The 17608-nt window shown below is 44.3% G+C and carries 13 protein-coding genes; 7 read left to right on the forward strand and 6 right to left on the reverse strand.

Features of this window, described 5'->3' with window-relative positions:
* Positions 1–103 precede the first annotated feature (103 nt).
* Together F0231_RS10700 and F0231_RS10705 are read left to right on the forward strand one after the other, a co-directional pair.
* The gene (locus F0231_RS10700) at positions 104–781 is read left to right on the forward strand and encodes a hypothetical protein (RefSeq protein WP_171759716.1); all 678 of its coding nucleotides are present in this window, start codon (positions 104–106) and stop codon (positions 779–781) included.
* Positions 782–856: 75 nt separating this feature from the next.
* Positions 857–1570 carry a hypothetical protein gene (locus F0231_RS10705; protein WP_171759717.1) on the forward strand — a complete coding sequence of 238 codons (714 nt, stop codon included), beginning with the start codon at positions 857–859 and terminating at the stop codon, positions 1568–1570.
* A gap of 990 nt (positions 1571–2560) precedes the next feature.
* Here the strand turns inward: F0231_RS10705 and F0231_RS10710 are convergent.
* The 3 genes from F0231_RS10710 to F0231_RS10720 all read right to left on the reverse strand — a co-directional run bounded on the left by F0231_RS10710 (position 2561) and on the right by F0231_RS10720 (position 5271).
* Positions 2561–3301, reverse strand: a complete 741-nt coding sequence (locus F0231_RS10710) for a hypothetical protein (protein ID WP_171759718.1) — start codon at positions 3299–3301, stop codon at positions 2561–2563.
* Positions 3302–3412: 111 nt separating this feature from the next.
* Positions 3413–4255 carry a LysR family transcriptional regulator gene (locus F0231_RS10715; RefSeq protein WP_171759719.1) on the reverse strand — a complete coding sequence of 281 codons (843 nt, stop codon included), beginning with the start codon at positions 4253–4255 and terminating at the stop codon, positions 3413–3415.
* 47 nt (positions 4256–4302) lie between these two features.
* Positions 4303–5271, reverse strand: a complete 969-nt coding sequence (locus F0231_RS10720) for a helix-turn-helix transcriptional regulator (protein WP_171759720.1) — start codon at positions 5269–5271, stop codon at positions 4303–4305.
* A 235-nt stretch (positions 5272–5506) separates the two neighbouring features.
* Between F0231_RS10720 and F0231_RS10725 the strand changes: the two genes are divergently transcribed.
* Both F0231_RS10725 and F0231_RS10730 read left to right on the forward strand, forming a co-directional pair.
* Entirely contained in the window at positions 5507–7147 is a 1641-nt protein-coding gene (locus F0231_RS10725; RefSeq protein ID WP_171759721.1) for a sulfatase-like hydrolase/transferase, read from the forward strand.
* A gap of 88 nt (positions 7148–7235) precedes the next feature.
* Positions 7236–9479, forward strand: a complete 2244-nt coding sequence (locus F0231_RS10730; protein ID WP_171759722.1) for a multiheme c-type cytochrome — start codon at positions 7236–7238, stop codon at positions 9477–9479.
* 64 nt (positions 9480–9543) lie between these two features.
* Here F0231_RS10730 and F0231_RS10735 read toward each other — a convergent pair whose 3' ends face one another.
* On the reverse strand, positions 9544–10029 hold the full coding sequence (locus F0231_RS10735; protein WP_171759723.1) for a hypothetical protein: 486 nt from the start codon (positions 10027–10029) through the stop codon (positions 9544–9546).
* Positions 10030–10098: 69 nt separating this feature from the next.
* On the reverse strand, positions 10099–11721 hold the full coding sequence (gene gntH, locus F0231_RS10740) for a guanitoxin biosynthesis MBL fold metallo-hydrolase GntH (protein WP_253825776.1): 1623 nt from the start codon (positions 11719–11721) through the stop codon (positions 10099–10101).
* A 672-nt stretch (positions 11722–12393) separates the two neighbouring features.
* Between gntH and mtlA the strand changes: the two genes are divergently transcribed.
* Entirely contained in the window at positions 12394–13941 is a 1548-nt protein-coding gene (gene mtlA / locus F0231_RS10745; RefSeq protein ID WP_171759724.1) for a mannitol-specific PTS transporter subunit IIC, read from the forward strand.
* Entirely contained in the window at positions 13941–14513 is a 573-nt protein-coding gene (locus F0231_RS10750; RefSeq protein ID WP_171759725.1) for an MltR family transcriptional regulator, read from the forward strand. The genes mtlA and F0231_RS10750 overlap by 1 nt, the downstream gene beginning before the upstream one ends.
* A gap of 73 nt (positions 14514–14586) precedes the next feature.
* Here F0231_RS10750 and F0231_RS10755 read toward each other — a convergent pair whose 3' ends face one another.
* A complete protein-coding gene (locus tag F0231_RS10755) occupies positions 14587–15225 on the reverse strand; it encodes an HAD family phosphatase (RefSeq protein ID WP_171759726.1) in 639 nt (212 codons plus the stop codon).
* Between the two features lie 471 nt (positions 15226–15696).
* Between F0231_RS10755 and F0231_RS10760 the strand changes: the two genes are divergently transcribed.
* Positions 15697–17586 (forward strand): PTS mannitol transporter subunit IICBA, encoded by a 1890-nt coding sequence (locus tag F0231_RS10760; protein WP_171759727.1) that lies wholly within the window; start codon positions 15697–15699, stop codon positions 17584–17586.
* Positions 17587–17608: the final 22 nt, after the last annotated feature.

Below are 17608 nucleotides of genomic sequence, written 5' to 3' on the forward strand. Positions count from 1 at the left end.
ATAACTCGACATCTACTCAAAAATCTTTCTAACGAATGCCCTGCAAGGAATAGATAAAAATCGCTTTAATATAGCCATACCCAATTGATGAGCAAGGTTGAATATGAAAAAGTTATTTTTAGTTATCTCTATATCAGCGTCTTTTGTTGTTCCGGCCTATGCAATGGATGCTGAACGAGGGTGTACTTCTCATTCAAAAGAGTGTTTGGACCTTGTGAATATGTTGTCAACGAGTCCTTTATCTCACCATGAACAGTCAGCAGCGCCTATATCCTCTGAAGATTCGATAGGCAGTATTATTCCTCCAGAGGACTCGGTAGGTGTGGTTCCACCAGAGGATTCGATAGGCAGCATTATTCCTCCAGAGGACTCGGTAGGTGTGGTTCCACCAGAGGATTCGATAGGCAGCATTATTCCTCCAGAGGACTCGGTAGGTGTGGCTCCACCGGAAGATTCGATAGGCAGTATTATTCCTCCAGAGGACTCGGTAGGTGTGGCTCCACCGGAGGATTCGATAGGTAGTATTATTCCTCCAGAGGACTCGGTAGGTGTGGCTCCACCGGAAGATTCGATAGGCAGTATTATTCCTCCAGAGGACTCGGTAGGTGTGGCTCCACCAGAAGACTCTATGGGGCAAAATGAAAGAGCTACTGCGTTAAAAGAGCGTATACAGAGCAGTGATATTAGTTCAGGGGAAGTCAATCATAATCTTGCAGCCTCCGATAGAAGCAACTTAAGAAGCAAGCTGAAAGCAAAATTAAATAGCCGCAAACGCAGTTAATTTCGAGTCGAAATCATAATTATCTTAGGATAACTTGATACCAAGGACGGTATAACCTCAATACCGGGCTGAACAATGAAAAAATATCTTCTACTTAGTTTATTAGTTGCTTCGTCAGTCTACGCTGACACTACGGAACAAATAATTGCAGACGACGAACTGAGCTACTACAAACCTTTTAGTTTAGATATGTCATACTCAAATGATGGAGATGCAGTATTAACGGGCAATTTAAGCTATGAGCTTAACGATAACTGGCGCTTAATTGGAGAACTCGATACCGATAAGTATTGGGAAGTAGGCATAGCGAGGAGCTTTTATACTCAATCATTGTTTTTTGAAGCTTCAACTTATATTGCGGAGGAACGTTATAGCGCCGGTATGTTTTCTGCCTACCCAACACAATATGGTGTGACGTTATTGGCTGATGTTAATTATAACTGGTATACATCTGAAGATAGTTACACCGATATAGATAGAGGAACCGTCAACGTGAACCGCTCTGATAGTGTTGATTTCATGTTAGGGCTCTCATGGGATATGCATGAGAAATTGGATCTTACGTATGGTTATAATCGGGTTGTTGGTGTAGGGAATGGCTTAGTTTACTTTGAGTCACTTGAGCCAGGTATTCCTAGTATTTCAGGGGATTTGGGCGCAGGTAAAGATTATTATTACCATGATATAACGTTATCCACCTCTATCAGCGGCACGTCACCCTATATTACCTATACACTCAGTGATGATGTCAATAATAGCGTTGAATTCGGCATTGCTATTCGTTTCTAAATAAATTTCTTCTGACAATGCAGCTCGTTAATTGGAGCTGCTTTGCGCGTTTTATATCCTCCCATTTCTACTTATCATCACTTCACGGCTTGCTCAAGTTTACGTTTGCTCATAGAACATCGACTATTGTTTCAATGAACGTCAACTGCTGGTTTATATACCAACGATCCCCCTTGATCGTTGATGGAATAATACTTAATCAGCAATCTTATTCGTTACTGTGCTTATAACGACATGTCTTCAAGTTTTTAGCATGGTCGCCTCTCGGCGTTAGCTCTCTTATTAGCTTAATCACTTCGATATCAGCTCATTCATTTCTAGTGGGATTTAATTACCGGCTACTAGAAAAGAGTGCGGTGTTGGTATGTTTACAACGGGCAGACTGGCGTTTCTCACAAACAGTTGGTCGTATCACTGGGATCTACAGATTATAAGCAGGGCGTATTTGTTTACTTAGAGAGTGGAAGTAGGGCTAACTTTTCGGGGCAGCAGTGCTCCTGTTGCAAGGGGACTAAGAATGAACCAAACGATAATTGGGGTGACATTATCCACGAAAGTCCCAATGCCCCTTCATTATCTGACGAGACACTGAATGGTGAAGCAAAGCGAAGAGGGAAAGAGTCCTTTCACTTTATGAATTGCATGATGGTATTGATGTGGTCGAGGCAATTTTGAAGAAGTTTGTCGAGTTCAGTAACGACTTGAGCCGTACCTCGACGCCTCAGTTAAACGTCGATGCTTAGTTATTTCTGTTTATTTAATGTGTATGGGCAACTAGGAAGATCTGCGTTAGACCCGATGGGGGATTTTACTTTCAATGGGGATAGATTTGATCGATCTGTGAGGGGCTTCGTTGCAGTCCAGCTAACATTCGCTGATGTGGTGGTGGTGGTGAGTGATGAGTCTATGAAGCTACTGTTTAAGAGTTCGATTTCTGAAGCGATGGATCTACTTTGGGTTAAAAGGGCAAGTCCATTTGCCATTTAGGGATTAAAATTGGTATGAAACACCTAGCGTCCAGATACTGTCATTATCGACTGGTGAGTTGATAAGAGTTGAAGCACTATTCTCGCCTTGGCCAGTCGCCGTCAATGAACCCTCATGTGTATTGAAGTAGGTATACTTTAAGTACGGTGTCCAATTGTCTATTTGCTTAGACAGAACTATCTCATGTTCATTGGTGCGGTAGTCACCCTGTGAGAAGTAGGCGCTGTTATCGATATGGATGTATCCATTGGTGCCATCAGAATTTGCGTGAGTGTAGGTGTAATTAAGGTCAAAACCAGCGATGCTCATATTAGTACCGGCAATAAACTTGTTCGTGTTAATGGCGGTGTCACTTAGCTTCTCAATGACTTGTCCTGAAATGTTATAGCCTAAGCCTGTAAATACGTTGATACTTTCATTGATTTGGTAGTCAACAATAGCCTCAACCAGTAGCTCTTCACCTGTTTCCCATTTCCCCACCTCACCATAGAGTGTGAGCCCTAAATCGTCAGAGAGAGAGAAGTTATGACCGTAGCCCGCAGCTAGCCAACCTTGATCATCCATGCCTATGAAAACTTGCCCATTCTCAGAAGTCTCAATGAGAGCGCCGGCTTCCGTTGCATAGGTACCATCATCGGCTGCATTTGAAGCAACGTTTTGCTCGATGTAAACCTGAGTCGAGTTAGCAAATACGGTACTGCTAGCAAATAGTAAAGATAACGGTAATAGACGAAATGTCTGCATAATAATCTCCAAAAATGTTAGTGGATGTCTCTGCTTAACAAGTGTGGAGATTATGCGTTTATTCGTACTATCAATGAATAAAGTAGACTTTAGATGAGAGTTTCATAAAAGTTATGAATGGGGTTTGGGCAACGCCTGCTTAATCTCATCTCGTACTTTTCGGTGTAAAGGGTCATGGAGATTTCGACGGTGGTAGAGCATCCGAAAAGGCAAAGGGTTCAAGTCTAGAGGAATTTCGTGGGTCGTGAGCTGAAGGGCCGGGGCAAGAGCATTGGCTAGTGAGCGGGTTGCTGCCGCGATATGGTCAGTGCAACTTGCCAGCATCAGCATTGATGAAATCGAGCTTGTCTCAATAGCAATCTTACGCTTTGGGATAGGCTTATCAGATAGAAACTCGATACTGCTCATATCAGAGCGTTTCGCCTTTAGGGCAATATGTTGCTCTTGAAAGTACTGCTCAAACGACAGTTCCTCCTTGATTCTTGGATGGTCATGTCGGGTTAAGCAGATGGCTTCATCTTCAAACAGCAGTTCTTCAATGAGTGCATGACGCTTACTACTAATGACATCGATAACAATGTCTATTTTTTGTGTCGCAAGGGCATTAAAGAGTTGATTTTCATCTAGCGGAGCTTCAATAAGGCAGATGTTTTCAATCCCTGCCAGCATCGGAAGCAGGCTCTCGGTACAGTAAACATTTAGGGTTTTATTTTTTTCGGCCACTCTGGAAAGAATATTGAGTGGCTCTTCAACTTTCTCAGCGATGCTAATTGCAAAGCTTGTGGGTACGATGCCTCGACCCTCTCGAACAAATAGTGCCTGGTCTAATTCAGCTTCTAGACGCTTAATAGCGTTGCTGATCGCAGGTTGAGAAACATCAAGCTCTTCCGCTGCCATCGTGATTGAACGATGACGATAAACAGAGAGAAATGTGGTGAGCAGATTGAGATCCATACGCTTTAAGCTCCTTCACTGTATCAGCTAAATTAAATTATGGAGGGCTAGAGCAGTCTATCCTCGGAAGGGAGGCGACCAAATAGTTTACGATAGTCAGATGCAAACTGTCCCATATGCCAAAAGCCATATTTATTGGCGACATCAGTCACTTTATAAAACTTGTTATTATGTTGAATCAGATCTTTGCGAACTTCATGTAAACGCATTGCTTTGACGTAGGCTTTAGGCGCCATGGTAAAGTGGTCTTTAAATGTTCTTTCGAGAGTACTTTGGCTAGTACCGACTAATTCTGCCATCTGACTTGCTGTAATATCGTCCAGTCGAACACTATTAAGCAAATCGAGAGAGCGTTTTATAAGAAGAGAGCGATTATTGACTTTTGGGCTCAGCTTAAAAATATCTTTATGGCTAATGCCCTCAAGTAACGCTCGCCCCAGTTGATTATCTAGATCTAGGCGATGCCATACGACAGACAATTGAACCGGATCCTCTCTAAACCATTCTCCCACTTGAGACATTGTACATAATACCTGTTGTATTTTTTTTGCATACTTATTAGGTAGTTGCATAACATGCCCTTCGTCATCCATGATTTCTTCCCACCCTCGATCGAAGATAGAGTGGCTTAATGATTCGAGAAAGGATTCATGTATAGAAAAAGGAAAGACGGTGAAATCTTTTTGGGATACGCATGAAAAATCTCCGTCTTTCGGAAAGACCATCAATTGGTGTTGCTCTACTGGCAAATATCGCCATGAGATTGGTGTACTGGTTTCATCCAGCATCGCGAACGAACGATAGCCTTTAGGTGACTCGCCTTGTTGGGTAATAAGGTTACTGAAGTGGCACTTCGCAAAAATAACATTCTGGGTAAACACCTGCTGAAGAGTTGAGATGTTTACCCCTGGCTTAAGTTGTCGGAAGTCTGTGGTCCAATCTTTACTAAAACTTTGAAATAATTCGAAATCTTCGAACTCTACTTTCATTTGCAGAACATTTGCTTGTCCTTCCATTGAATCCTCACTTTGACGATTTTTTGATGCTCGCATTCAAAACATTATTGTAACATCTGATTTGTGGGCTTTATAAGGACTGCCTACATATTTTTGTTTTTAATGGTTATTTTTCAGTGTTATATGTCAGCTGTGATGATGGAAGTATTAAAAGGGAGTGAAAATGCGGAAAGGATTTAAGAGGAGTCTAGGTGCCTTGTCAGCAATAGGTGCTTTAGGATGTGCATTCTCGGTAATGGCAAAGCCTGTTATACATGATGCAGAGTTTTATGTTCTTAAAGCTCAGTATGAATCTGATTGGAAAACTCAAGACGAGGAAATTCAGCAGAAACTTGCCCAGCTCAAAGAAAAGCATGGTACACCACCGAATATTATCCACATCATGTGGGATGATACGCCAGTTGGTGAAGTGGGCATCCCAGCACTGCAGCAGTTACGTGGTTTTAGTACCCCAAATATTAACCAGCTAGCGGCGGAAGGTATTAACTTTAACCGTATGTATACCGAGCCATCTTGTACTCAAAGTCGTGTTGCGGTGATTACAGGCCGTATGCCAGTACGAAACGGTATGACAGAGGTTGCTTTTCCATATGAATATGCTGGTTTAGCGGCAAGTGAAGTAACACTTGGTGAAGTGTTGAGTGAAGCAGGCTATGCAACCGCATTCTACGGTAAAGCCCATATGGGTGATGTAGAAGAAAGTTACATGACGAAGCAAGGTTTTGATGAAGCTGTTTGGTCGCCTTATAACCAATTCCCTATTATCTATGGTCCACAGGCTGAAATTACGGGTGGTGTTTCACCAACGACAACAAACCCTGAAATGTATCCAGATGATCCTTATGATATTGATAAAGGTTGGCGTGTAGGTCAACATCCTGCAATTCTAGCCGGTACTAAGGGTGGTGACGTTAAAGAGATCGTCCAAGCAGGTGATATCCAAGGTTGGTATCAGACGATGGAAGACAATAAACAGAGAACCCTAGATTTCATTGATAAAAGCTTAGACAACGACAAACCATTCTTTATCGCTTATTGGCCACAGTTGATAGCATTTGCCCCTTTCCCTGAGCGTGAAACACTATCCGGTGGTTTCCTACAAGAAGGCCTAGCTCGATTTGACCCATTTGTTGGTCAATTAATGGAGCACCTAAAAGAAAAGGGTATTTCAGAAAACACCTTGGTTATCTTGATGGCTGATAATGGTCCGATGACACACAATGGCCCTCCGGGTATGGTCGAAACATTGTATCGTGGTGGTAAAGGCGATTTCCTAGAAGGCGGTGTCCGTGTTCCAGCAATGGCGTGGTGGCCTGGCATGATTGAACCGGGACAAACTGTTGGTGACATCCTTCATGAAACGGATCTATTTACCACCTTTGCTATGTTAGCTGGTGCGGAGAAACATATCCCACGAGATCGTATTATCGATGGTGTCGATCAATCTTCACTATTGATTAATGGTAATGGGAACAGCCGTCGTGATTACGTCCACATTTATACGGGTGAGCAATATGCTGCAACGGTTAAAGGCCGCTTTAAGCGCCACTGGGTAGGTGATTTACCTGGGCTAAGTGGGGCATCATTCTACGACTTGTACAATGACCCTCGTGAAGTTCAGCCGAAAATGCTACCTATGTTTACAACCAAAGGTATGTTCAACACAATGCGCGCACGCCATGAGGTTTGGATCGAGAAGTACCCACACGCTGAACCAGCAAAAGGTTTACCGTTTACGGGTATCGCAGATGCTCGTCCAGAGGTTCAACAAGCATCAAAGCCTCGCTTTGATAAGGACCAGCTTCCCTTTGATCCTGAGAAAGTGATGAAGAAGTCGAAAGAGTACAAAACTTTTGACGCAGATTGGGGTATGTAAGCGATAGTTATAGTGTTAGGCAAGGCAATCATGCTGCAAGGCGTGGTTGCCTTTTTTTGATCAAACTAATGGATTAAGTTACAGACATATGCCGTATTTTGTCTCAAAGCTCAGATGGAAAGACACACACACTTCCGTCTTATTCCTACTATTTTTTGCTCTTTTCGTTACTCCTTTAACTGCCTCTGAATTTGTCGGTAGTGAACAATGTACCGATTGCCATGCGAAGGAAGTTAAGGAGTGGCAAGCCTCTCATCACAAGCACTCAATGGAGGTTGCAACCTCAGAGTCGGTACTAGGTGACTTTTCTAACTCGGTCATTCACTACAATGGTGTGGATAATAGATTTTATAAAAAGAATGGACAGTTCTGGCTAGATGTCGCAGATGAAGAGGGAAAGCTAACCGCCTATCAAGTCACGCACACCTTCGCGTATAAGCCTTTGCAACAATATTTAGTGACTTTTGAAGATGGGCGCAAACAGTTCATTCCCTTTGCGTGGGATAGTCGTAGTAAAAGTGAAGGCGGGCAGCGCTGGTTCACGCTGTACCCAAACGCGAATGTGCAAGATCAGTTCCATTGGCAAAACGCTGGGCAAAACTGGAACTATATGTGCGCTGACTGCCATTCCACTAATCTAAAGAAGAACTACGACATAGAAAAAGACACGTATGCGACTTCTTGGTCTGAAATCTCTGTTGGCTGTGAAGCGTGTCATGGACCAGCGCATCAACACCTTACTATCGCCAATGCAGAGCCTAAGACATTCAAGGGGCCGTGGGGATTTGACTCCGATTTATCAAAACCCGTTAAGGAGTGGGTCTATCAGCAAGGCGATACCACACTGCAACCGAAAGCCATTCACCCTACCGATCAAGTATCGACTTGTGCACAGTGCCATAGCCGACGGATTCAGCTCGATGATGACGTTAACCATGTAAAAAGCTCATTCTTCGACCGTTATCAACTGGATTTACTCTCGTCTGATCTTTATTACGATGATGGACAAATATTTGATGAGGTCTTTGTTTATGGCTCTTTCTTGCAATCTGAAATGGCAGAGAAAGGGGTCGTGTGTACTAACTGTCATAACCCGCATTCTGGTGAACTGAATATGCCTCAAGAGGCTGTCTGTTCTCAGTGCCACCTTGCTTCTGAATACACTCCAGAGAAACATACTTTCCATGAACTTGGGACAGAGGGCAGTCAGTGTGTTGATTGTCATATGGTTGAGACAACATACATGCAAGTGGATCCACGAAGGGATCATGCTTGGCACTCACCTCGCCCTGATATCTCACAAGTGACCGGCGCACCGAATGCATGTGTGAACTGTCACGAAGATAAAGATAACCCGTGGGCGCAAGAGTATATCAATCAGTGGTTCCCTGACTCCCAACGAAAAGTTGACGATCATTATGCAGCGGCTTTTACCGCGGCACTGGATATGCGTGTCTTTTCTAATACCACGCTCTCTGAGGTTTCAAATAACCCAAACCTGAGTGATATTGTTAGAGCGTCTGCATTGGAGCGAATGGCTGAACAGCCAAGCCGTGAAAACTTGCAAGCGATACACACGGCCTCTAAGAGTCACAATGAAATGCGTCGTCTTGGAGTGGTGAAAGGGGTATCGAACTATTCTCCTGAAACAAAGTGGCAAATACTGAGTGGCTTGCTTGATGACCCTGTGCTTGCTGTTCGCGCTGAAGCTGCAGGTGAACTTGTACCTTTTTGGGCGCAGCTGAACGACTCGCAACGAAGTCAGCTGCAACCTGCGCTAGATGATTACCTTAAGATTCAGAACTTTAATGCAGATAGAGGCTTTGCTCGTACAAACATAGGGGTGGTTTATCAGGCTCAGGGTGAGTTGGATAAGGCGATACAGGCGTACAAGGGAGCAATTTCAATTGAACCCTATTACGAAAATAGCTATATCAATCTAGCTGATTTGTATCGTATACAAAGAAATGATCAACTTAGTCTAGATATGCTTGAAGCTGGGCTCATCGCGATGCCGAAGTCGCCATCTCTTGCTTTCTCATCAGGTTTAGCACATTTGCGTTTAGGTCAACAGTCAGAAGCACAAGCTCGGCTTCGATCTGCTGCGCAATGGTCAGAAAATAATGCTCACTATTGGTATGTCTATGGTCTTTCTCTTGAAGCGACAAGTGTGCAGCAGGCAGTAAATGCGCTATCCAAAGCGTTTCAGTTTAGCCAAGATCCAAGGCACCTTTACGCCAAATGTGAGGTTTTAGCTAGAAACAAGGTTCAGGATAAACGGGCTTTGAATCACTGCTTAGCTGAACTAGAAAGGGCAGTCCCGCGTTCGTAGATTGGATCAGATTCCAGTAACAACAAAGAGCCGAATGATTCGGCTCTTTATTTTATCCTTGCTGCTATTGGCGAGAGTTTAAGTATTGCTCCATATAAACATTCTGTGTCGAACGCCCGGTAACATCATGCTTATGACTGCTATATGGCCCAGAATAGACCCACTTCTCGTTGCCAATGAGTTCAATTGCGGCATGAAATCTGGTTACGTTTTCGGTGTGTAAGTTTTTCTGTGCATGAGTACAGTATTCAGGGCTCCATAGGCTTGATAACTCTTCATCGGCCAGAATGGCGGCAAATTCATGCGCCAACTGCTGTGAGAAGTGATCGAACATATGCTCTCCAGTCACCTCTAGTGCTAAGGCAAACTCATCCCACCATTGCTCGGCTTGCTTATCTGTCATCGTTCCATTTGATCCGCAAACCGCAACGGTAAGAATCTCTTCATTAACCAAAGTCAACCTTGGGTCAGTGTCATGGTTGCAGCTGGCAGCAATAGCAGAGATAGGAGTGATAGTCAGTAGTATGGTGGAAATGAGTTTCGTATTCATAGGGTAGCTCGCAAAGATAGTCGTTTGGAATTGGGGCATACCGAGGTATGCCCTGTTTGAATGAAAGCGCTATTCCTTATCTGTTTCCTTTACATGCTCGCCTTGTTCATTGAATCGGCTAATCGAGCGATGCCCCTCAAGTCCGTGCGCTTCTCGCGCTCGATTAATATATTCTTGCTGTGCCCCCATTGGCTTCATTGACTCTGGAACTTGTTCTACTGGTAGAATGATATCTTCCGTTGTTGGCCACTCTTGCAGAAGTTCAGGTTTGTACCCTTCTGGGTAGTACAACTCTGGATTGATCTCTAGGTCACGCATCTCTTGCTGCTGCAAGTCAGCGCGTTGATATTTCGGCGCTGGAACTCTCAGTTCACCACCTTCACTTAGGTCAAACTGAGGAGCACGGTTGTTCGGGAAGTCAGGTACAATCCCTTCACGAACCCAAGCTTGATCTGGTGTAATGTTGGCTACGATTAAATCTGGTGCGCCAAAGTGGAATGGTCCTTTCCAGTGTGTTCGAACTTGTGCCACGGTTTCTTCATTTAGATATGGGTCAAATGGCATATGCGTTGTCATAAACAAACGAGGCTGAACTTCATTTGCTAACCAGCCTGCTGCATAGCCAGGAGTATGGTGCGTATCAATCGTATAGCGCCCAAGGAATGGAGGGACGCCTTGTACGATAGCTGACAGCCCTAGCACTTCCGGCTGTAACTCTGTGACAAATAAGTCACACCCTTGGGCGTATTTAATGTCGAGTTCTGTTGGACGACCATCACCAGTCCAGACAAAACACAATGATTCTTCATCATTAATCTTCCAATCTAGTCGGTAGCCTGATGCTCCATCCATTGCGTGTGAACGACGCCAGTGCTTAACGGTCACACCATCCACATCGTAGATAATGCCGCCATCATCTTTATAGTCAAACTCCACGACATTGATGTCATTACCTGATGGGAAAACATCAAATGCAGTAGTGTGCCACGTGAGCATCTGCATCATGCCTTCTACCATATGGCGAGTACCATATTCTGGTTTGGCACCCGATGGACCATATACCGTTAATGGTTTTTCCCAGCGGCCAGACCAGCCCCCGAATTGGTAGAGGTATGGGAGTGAGCCATAGTGGTCAACATGTAAGTGAGTGATGAATACCTTGTCTAACTCATTCATTGCGACACCAGCTGCTACATAGTTAGCGATAGAGCCTTCACCAATATCAAAGACAAAGCTGTCGCCGTTTCCAAGCTCGACATAAATGGAGGTGTTCATTTGGCCTGGACGAATGTTTGGAGAGGTACCCATAAAGGTTACGCGCATCTCATTAGGCTGGACCTCTTCAGTTTGAGGATACCAGTTTGCCGCGCCCTTAAGGTGTGACATAGGCTCAATGCCATCAAACATTAGGCCTTCTTTCCAACGCGGTGTGCCATCTGGCATATCTTTTACTCCCCCCATAAGTACATCGAAGATCTCTTGTTCTGAAGAGTAGATCTTGCCTTGCTTCTGTTCTCTTAGCTCTTCAATATCAACAGTTTGTGAATAGTTGTACTGCTGATACTGACCGTTTTGGTGTGTACGGTTGAGCTGGTAGCCCTCCTCGAATGGGCTTGTAGGTGCATTTGCTAAAGCGCTTAAGGGGAACATGACTGCGAAAGGAAATGCTGCGAGTTTGAAGGTTGATTTCATAAGTCACCGGACAAGTAAAATAGTGAGTATTTGTTTAGGTTTGGTGCGAAACAGGTGGTGTTGTGTTCATCACTCTTGATGGTGGTAATGTTACTGAGTCATGGAGGAGCGATATATAAACCAAACAATAAGCTAATCTTAAGATTTGGTTATGAATGCCAGCGGAGAGGTAAATGGTGGGTTATCTTATTGCTCGGATATGCTAAAACTGGTGAGGTTTTACTCGTATAATCAATGGGTTAAAACAATGAAAACTGAACTGTCGATGGGCAAGCTAGACGAGCAGTTGCAACAAGAATTGATGGTGGGCGTAGAAGTACATAATCGAGAACAAACCGCTCCTAGTTATGAGCTAACTTTAGCTCCCACACCATCAAGTTTAGATTTTGATAGGTGCATTTCCGTTCAAAGTATATTGTCCTCCTACATTTAGCCTCAATGTGAGGAATCCACTGGGGCTTTTTTAGTTCATTCGGCTACTAACTGTGATCGAAAGCCTAAAATGTGCCAATTTCTGATAGCTTGATGTGATTTTGTTCTCACTATAATTTGGTGTTGGTGAGGTCGATTTGTGATCTATGTTTGAAATTTACTCAGATAGAAGAATGACATCCTATTTGCATATGGTACAGTCGCTGGCGTTAAAATGTACCCACACAAATTGAGATCATCATGCTATCCCCACAATCCAAAGTAAAAGTCCAAGGAGCAGGACGTTTTCTATCGAATATGGTCATGCCTAACATCGCTGCTTTTATTGCTTGGGGGCTGATCGCTGCGTTATTTATACCAACGGGTTGGATGCCTAATGCGCAACTTGCTGAGTTGAGTGAACCGATGATCACTTACCTGATCCCTCTTTTGATTGGTTACAGCGGTGGTCGACTCGTGGCGGGTGAGCGTGGAGCTGTTGTGGGGGCGGTGACGACGATGGGTCTTATTGCTGGTTCCGAAATTCCGATGCTGATGGGGGCTATGGTTGCGGGCCCTTGCAGCGCTTTAGTCATTAAAAAGTTTGACGAACTCATCGCTGGTAAAGTGAAAAGCGGCTTTGAAATGTTGGTCAATAACTTCTCTGCCGGTATTGTGGGCATGTTAGGTGCGATACTGGCGCTTTATTTTGTTGGTCCTGCGATTACTGTTCTGTCAGCCATGCTTTCAGCAGGGATTGAGGCTTTAATTGCCTCAGAAACGTTAGCTTTCGTTTCTATCCTTATTGAACCTGCGAAAATCCTATTCCTCAACAATGCGATTAACCACGGCATTTTTTCTCCATTAGGGATCCAGCAAGCTAAAGAGGTGGGGCAATCTATCTTCTTCTTGTTGGAGTCAAACCCAGGCCCAGGTCTTGGTGTGTTATTAGCTTATATAGCGACTAGCCGAGGACGTGTTCAGCAAACTGCTGCTGGTGCGACAATTATCCATCTCTTTGGTGGTATCCAAGAGGTCTACTTCCCCTATGTGTTGATGAAACCTCGTCTCCTATTGGCGTTAATTGCTGGGGGAATGTCCGGTATTTATGTGCTGGGGCTTTTTGAAGCTGGCCTTGTTGCGCCTGCGTCGCCGGGTTCTATTATTGCGATAATGCTACTGACACCTAAAGCCTCCCTAGTTGGAGTGATTGCTTCGGTCGTTGTGTCTACTTTGGTCTCTTTTGTTATCGCGACGGCGCTGCTTCGCCGAGAGTCAGCGCAGCAAGAGAAGAAGCAAGCTTCGAAAGCGAATCTCACCGAGTCAAAGAGTAAGACGTTTGAGTATTCAACGGTGGAGACAACGATGCGCCAGCTCGTGACTGCGGAGCATGTTTGTCTAAACATTGAAGCGAGTGACAAACAACAGGTGATTACCCAATTGGGCAATAGATTGGTTGAACTGGGGCATGTCGAACCTGCTTACGTTGAAGAGATGCACAAACGAGAGACATTGCTCTCTACTTATTTGGGTGAATCCATTGCATTGCCGCATGGTATGGTCGGGGGCAAGCAACACGTGATCAGCGACGGCGTCGTGTTTGGTCAGGTCCCTGCTGGTGTTAAATGGGGCAATGAACCGAGCGATGTAGCGAAAATTGTTGTTGCCGTTGCAGCGAAAGGTGATCGCCACATTCAAATCATCTCTTCGATCAGTTCTGCTCTGGATGATGACGCAGTACTCGAACGACTCAAATCGACCACTGATGTAGAAGAAGTGTTGAATGTACTCAATGGTAAGGTTCACTGATGTCTTTATACGCTCTGGCCAAGAGAAAACCACAAGAAACGATCCATTTGCCTAATGAGTCCGAATTACTTGAGGTTATTTCGGAAGCCGATGATCCGAGCTCTGTTATTGTTGCGGCTTACCATGCGCTAGATGATGCAATTGGGGCGGTCATGCAGCGAATGTTGTCTCGCAATGAACAAGCGGTGCAATACATTGTTGACCCTTTAATGGGATCAGCGGGCCCATTGGGTGATATTAAAGTGCGAGCTGGGCTTCTACTTGGTTTAGGTGTTGTAAGTCGAGAGGTTTACGCTGATCTTGAGGTGTTTCTGAGGCTGAAGGAGTACTGTGAAGATGCAGCCAAGCCTGTCTCGTTTACCGATTTGTATGTCTTAACTGAATTGAGAAGTGTAGAAGCGATCAAACGTACCATGCCGATAGAGTATGATCCGAGTATGATCTCTGGTCTCTCTGAGATGATGATGAAGATGTTTATCGAGCGACATAATCAAAAGGTACGTTCAACAATCGTATTGGCAATTACTGATCTCGTTTCTCAGTTAAGTGGTGACGTCACTCAGCCTATCTAATACTGCTTCAAACTGAATGAACAATTAAAGCCACCTTTAGCGGTGGCTTTGTTTTATCTGCAGACTGGTCGAGTTAGTCGAGTAGGGGAATGGCTTCGTTGAGCTGACTGATAACTGTTGCTCGCTCAAGGTGCTGCTCTTGTGGTGGTAAAAGGTCAGGTACCATCACAACATGACAACCTGCATCTAAGCCTGCTTTTACTCCATTGTTAGAGTCCTCTAACACGATGCAATCTTCAGCATTCACCTTCAAAGCCTGATAAGCCATCACATAGCAGTCTGGGTTTGGCTTACCTTTGTCGACATCTTCAGCGGTGATGATTAAATCAAACTGGCTTAAATAGTCACTATTGCGGAAGTTGTGCTCCACTTCAGGTCGGTGCGAGGAGGTGACAATAGCGGTTTTTAGCCCTCTGCTTTTTATATGAGTGAACAGCTCATCAAAGCCAGACTTAAATGCTATGCCTTTTTCTCTCAGCGCATGGAAATGTGCGTCTCTATCTGAGCAATAGCGGGTCATATCTATTTGTCCGGCAAAGTGGGTCGCTAACATTCGTTCGCACTCAGGGTCTTGGACACCAATGAACTGCTGGTAGAACTCATCACTGATCTCTAGATCTTGCTTTCTGGCGGCATCTTGCCAACTGAGTTTGTATATAGACTCGGTATCAAAGATCAAACCATCCATATCAAAAAGTACCGCTTTCACCATTTTGTTTCACCTATTGTTGTTTTTAGAAATTCCAATTGTTCAAAAAGCTCACTCAACTGCACCATTTTGAGGGTGTAATTTTATTACAGAAAGAGTTTTTCTAGCTTATTGCAAGTCGACCTTAAGGGTGTTTAGCTCGATTATTAGCCGCTTTTTCTCTGTATAACTTCGTGCGTTTAATGAAATGTGACTTTAATCACTAACTATTTAGAGTGCTTTACTGTTCATTTAGTGACTTGGATCACTGTGTATTGATAATCGTTATCATTAATTTGGTTGTGTAATTTTAGAACTGTGTAAAAGCGTTAACTAAATCACCCTTTTGTTTTTGGTGTTTATTTGCTTGCGTGATCTATGTCACTAAAAATGGCCTGGTGATGCCTTTTGGAAATCTTGTGATACATTTTAATCAACTTTTGAGCACACATTTTCGACTATTTGGTCATCCAATACATTACTGAGGTCACCCTTATGTTATCTCCAGAAGCAAAGATTAAAGTTCAAAACTTTGGTCGATTCTTATCAAATATGGTAATGCCAAACATCGGCGCATTCATTGCGTGGGGTTTCATTACGGCACTATTTATTCCAACGGGCTGGTTACCAAACGAGACGTTAGCTTCGCTTGTTGGTCCAATGATTACATACCTACTTCCGCTGCTTATCGGTTACACCGGCGGTAAAATGGTTGGCGGTGATCGCGGTGCGGTTGTTGGTGCAATCACAACAATGGGTGTCATTGTTGGTACAGATATCCCAATGTTTATGGGTGCGATGATTGTTGGTCCTCTTGGTGGTATCGCAATCAAGAAATTCGATGAGGCAGTTCACGGTAAAGTGAAGAGCGGTTTCGAAATGCTCGTGAACAACTTCTCTGCTGGTATCATTGGTATGATCTGCGCAATCCTTGCGTTCTACCTAATCGGTCCTGCAGTAAAAGTGCTTTCTAATGGTCTAGCGGCAGGTGTTAACGCAATGGTTGAAGCGGGTCTTCTACCACTAGCATCTATCTTCGTAGAACCTGCGAAAATCCTATTCCTGAACAATGCGATCAACCACGGTATCTTCTCACCACTAGGTATCCAACAGTCTGAAGAACTAGGTCGCTCAATCTTCTTCCTAATCGAAGCAAACCCAGGTCCTGGTCTTGGTCTACTACTCGCTTACATGGTGTTTGGTAAAGGTAGCGCGAAGCAGTCTGCGGCAGGTGCATCTATCATCCACTTCCTAGGTGGTATCCACGAAATCTACTTCCCATACGTGCTAATGAACCCACGTCTAATCCTAGCAGTAATGGCTGGTGGTGCGACGGGTGTATTCGTAAACGTAATGTTTAGCTCGGGTCTAATCTCTCCAGCTTCACCAGGTTCAATCTTTGCAATCTTGCTAATGACTCCAAAAGGTTCATACATTGGCGTGGTGCTATCAGTACTAGCAGCAACAGCAGTATCGTTCATCGTGGCTTCAATCCTACTTAAGACAAGTGCACAGGACGACTCAGAAGACTCGCTAGAAAAAGCATCGGCACAAATGAGCGACATGAAAGCGTCTTCTAAAGGTGCAGCGTCAGGCGCAGACGTAAACCTAGCGGATGTTAAAGCGGTATATGTAGCGTGTGATGCAGGTATGGGCTCAAGTGCTATGGGTGCCGGTCTACTACGTAAGAAAGTACAAGCTGCTGGCCTTGATATTGAAGTGACTAACTACGCAATCAATGCACTACCAGCAGATTCACAGGTTGTTATTACGCACAAAGACTTAACGGACCGCGCTCGTAAAACCATGCCGAATGCGATGCACATGTCTTTGAGCAACTTCTTAGATGGTGGTGTATACGACAAGTTAGTTGCAGAGCTGTTAGAAGCACAGAAAGGTGACGCAAAAAAGACTGAAGCGCCAGTAGCTGTTGTAGAGGAAGAAAAAGAAGAAGGTCTAACTCTAACTGCTGACGCTGTATTCCTAGGTCTAAAAGCGGACAACAAGAAAGACGCGATTAAGTTTGCGGGTGAGCAACTGGTTAAGCTTGGCAACGTAGCGCCTGACTATGTTGAAGGTATGTTTGCTCGTGAGGAACTGGTTTCAACTTACCTAGGTGAGTCCATTGCAGTCCCACACGGCACTATCGAAGCGAAAGTTCACGTACAAAAAACCGGCATTGTTTTCTGTCAGTACCCAGAAGGTATCCAGTGGGGTGAAGACGAAGATGATATCGCGAAAATGGTAATTGGTATCGCAGCGCAAGGTGACGAGCACAACATGGTACTGATGGCTATCACGAATTCACTTGATGACGAAGAAGCAGTGGAACGCTTACAGAACACGACGAATCCAGAAGATGTTCTGAAGATTTTAAACGGATAACAAGAAGCTTTTAGTCAAGCTC

Origin of the sequence: Vibrio sp. RE86, assembly GCF_013114545.1 — a bacterium.
Lineage (GTDB): Bacteria > Pseudomonadota > Gammaproteobacteria > Enterobacterales > Vibrionaceae > Vibrio.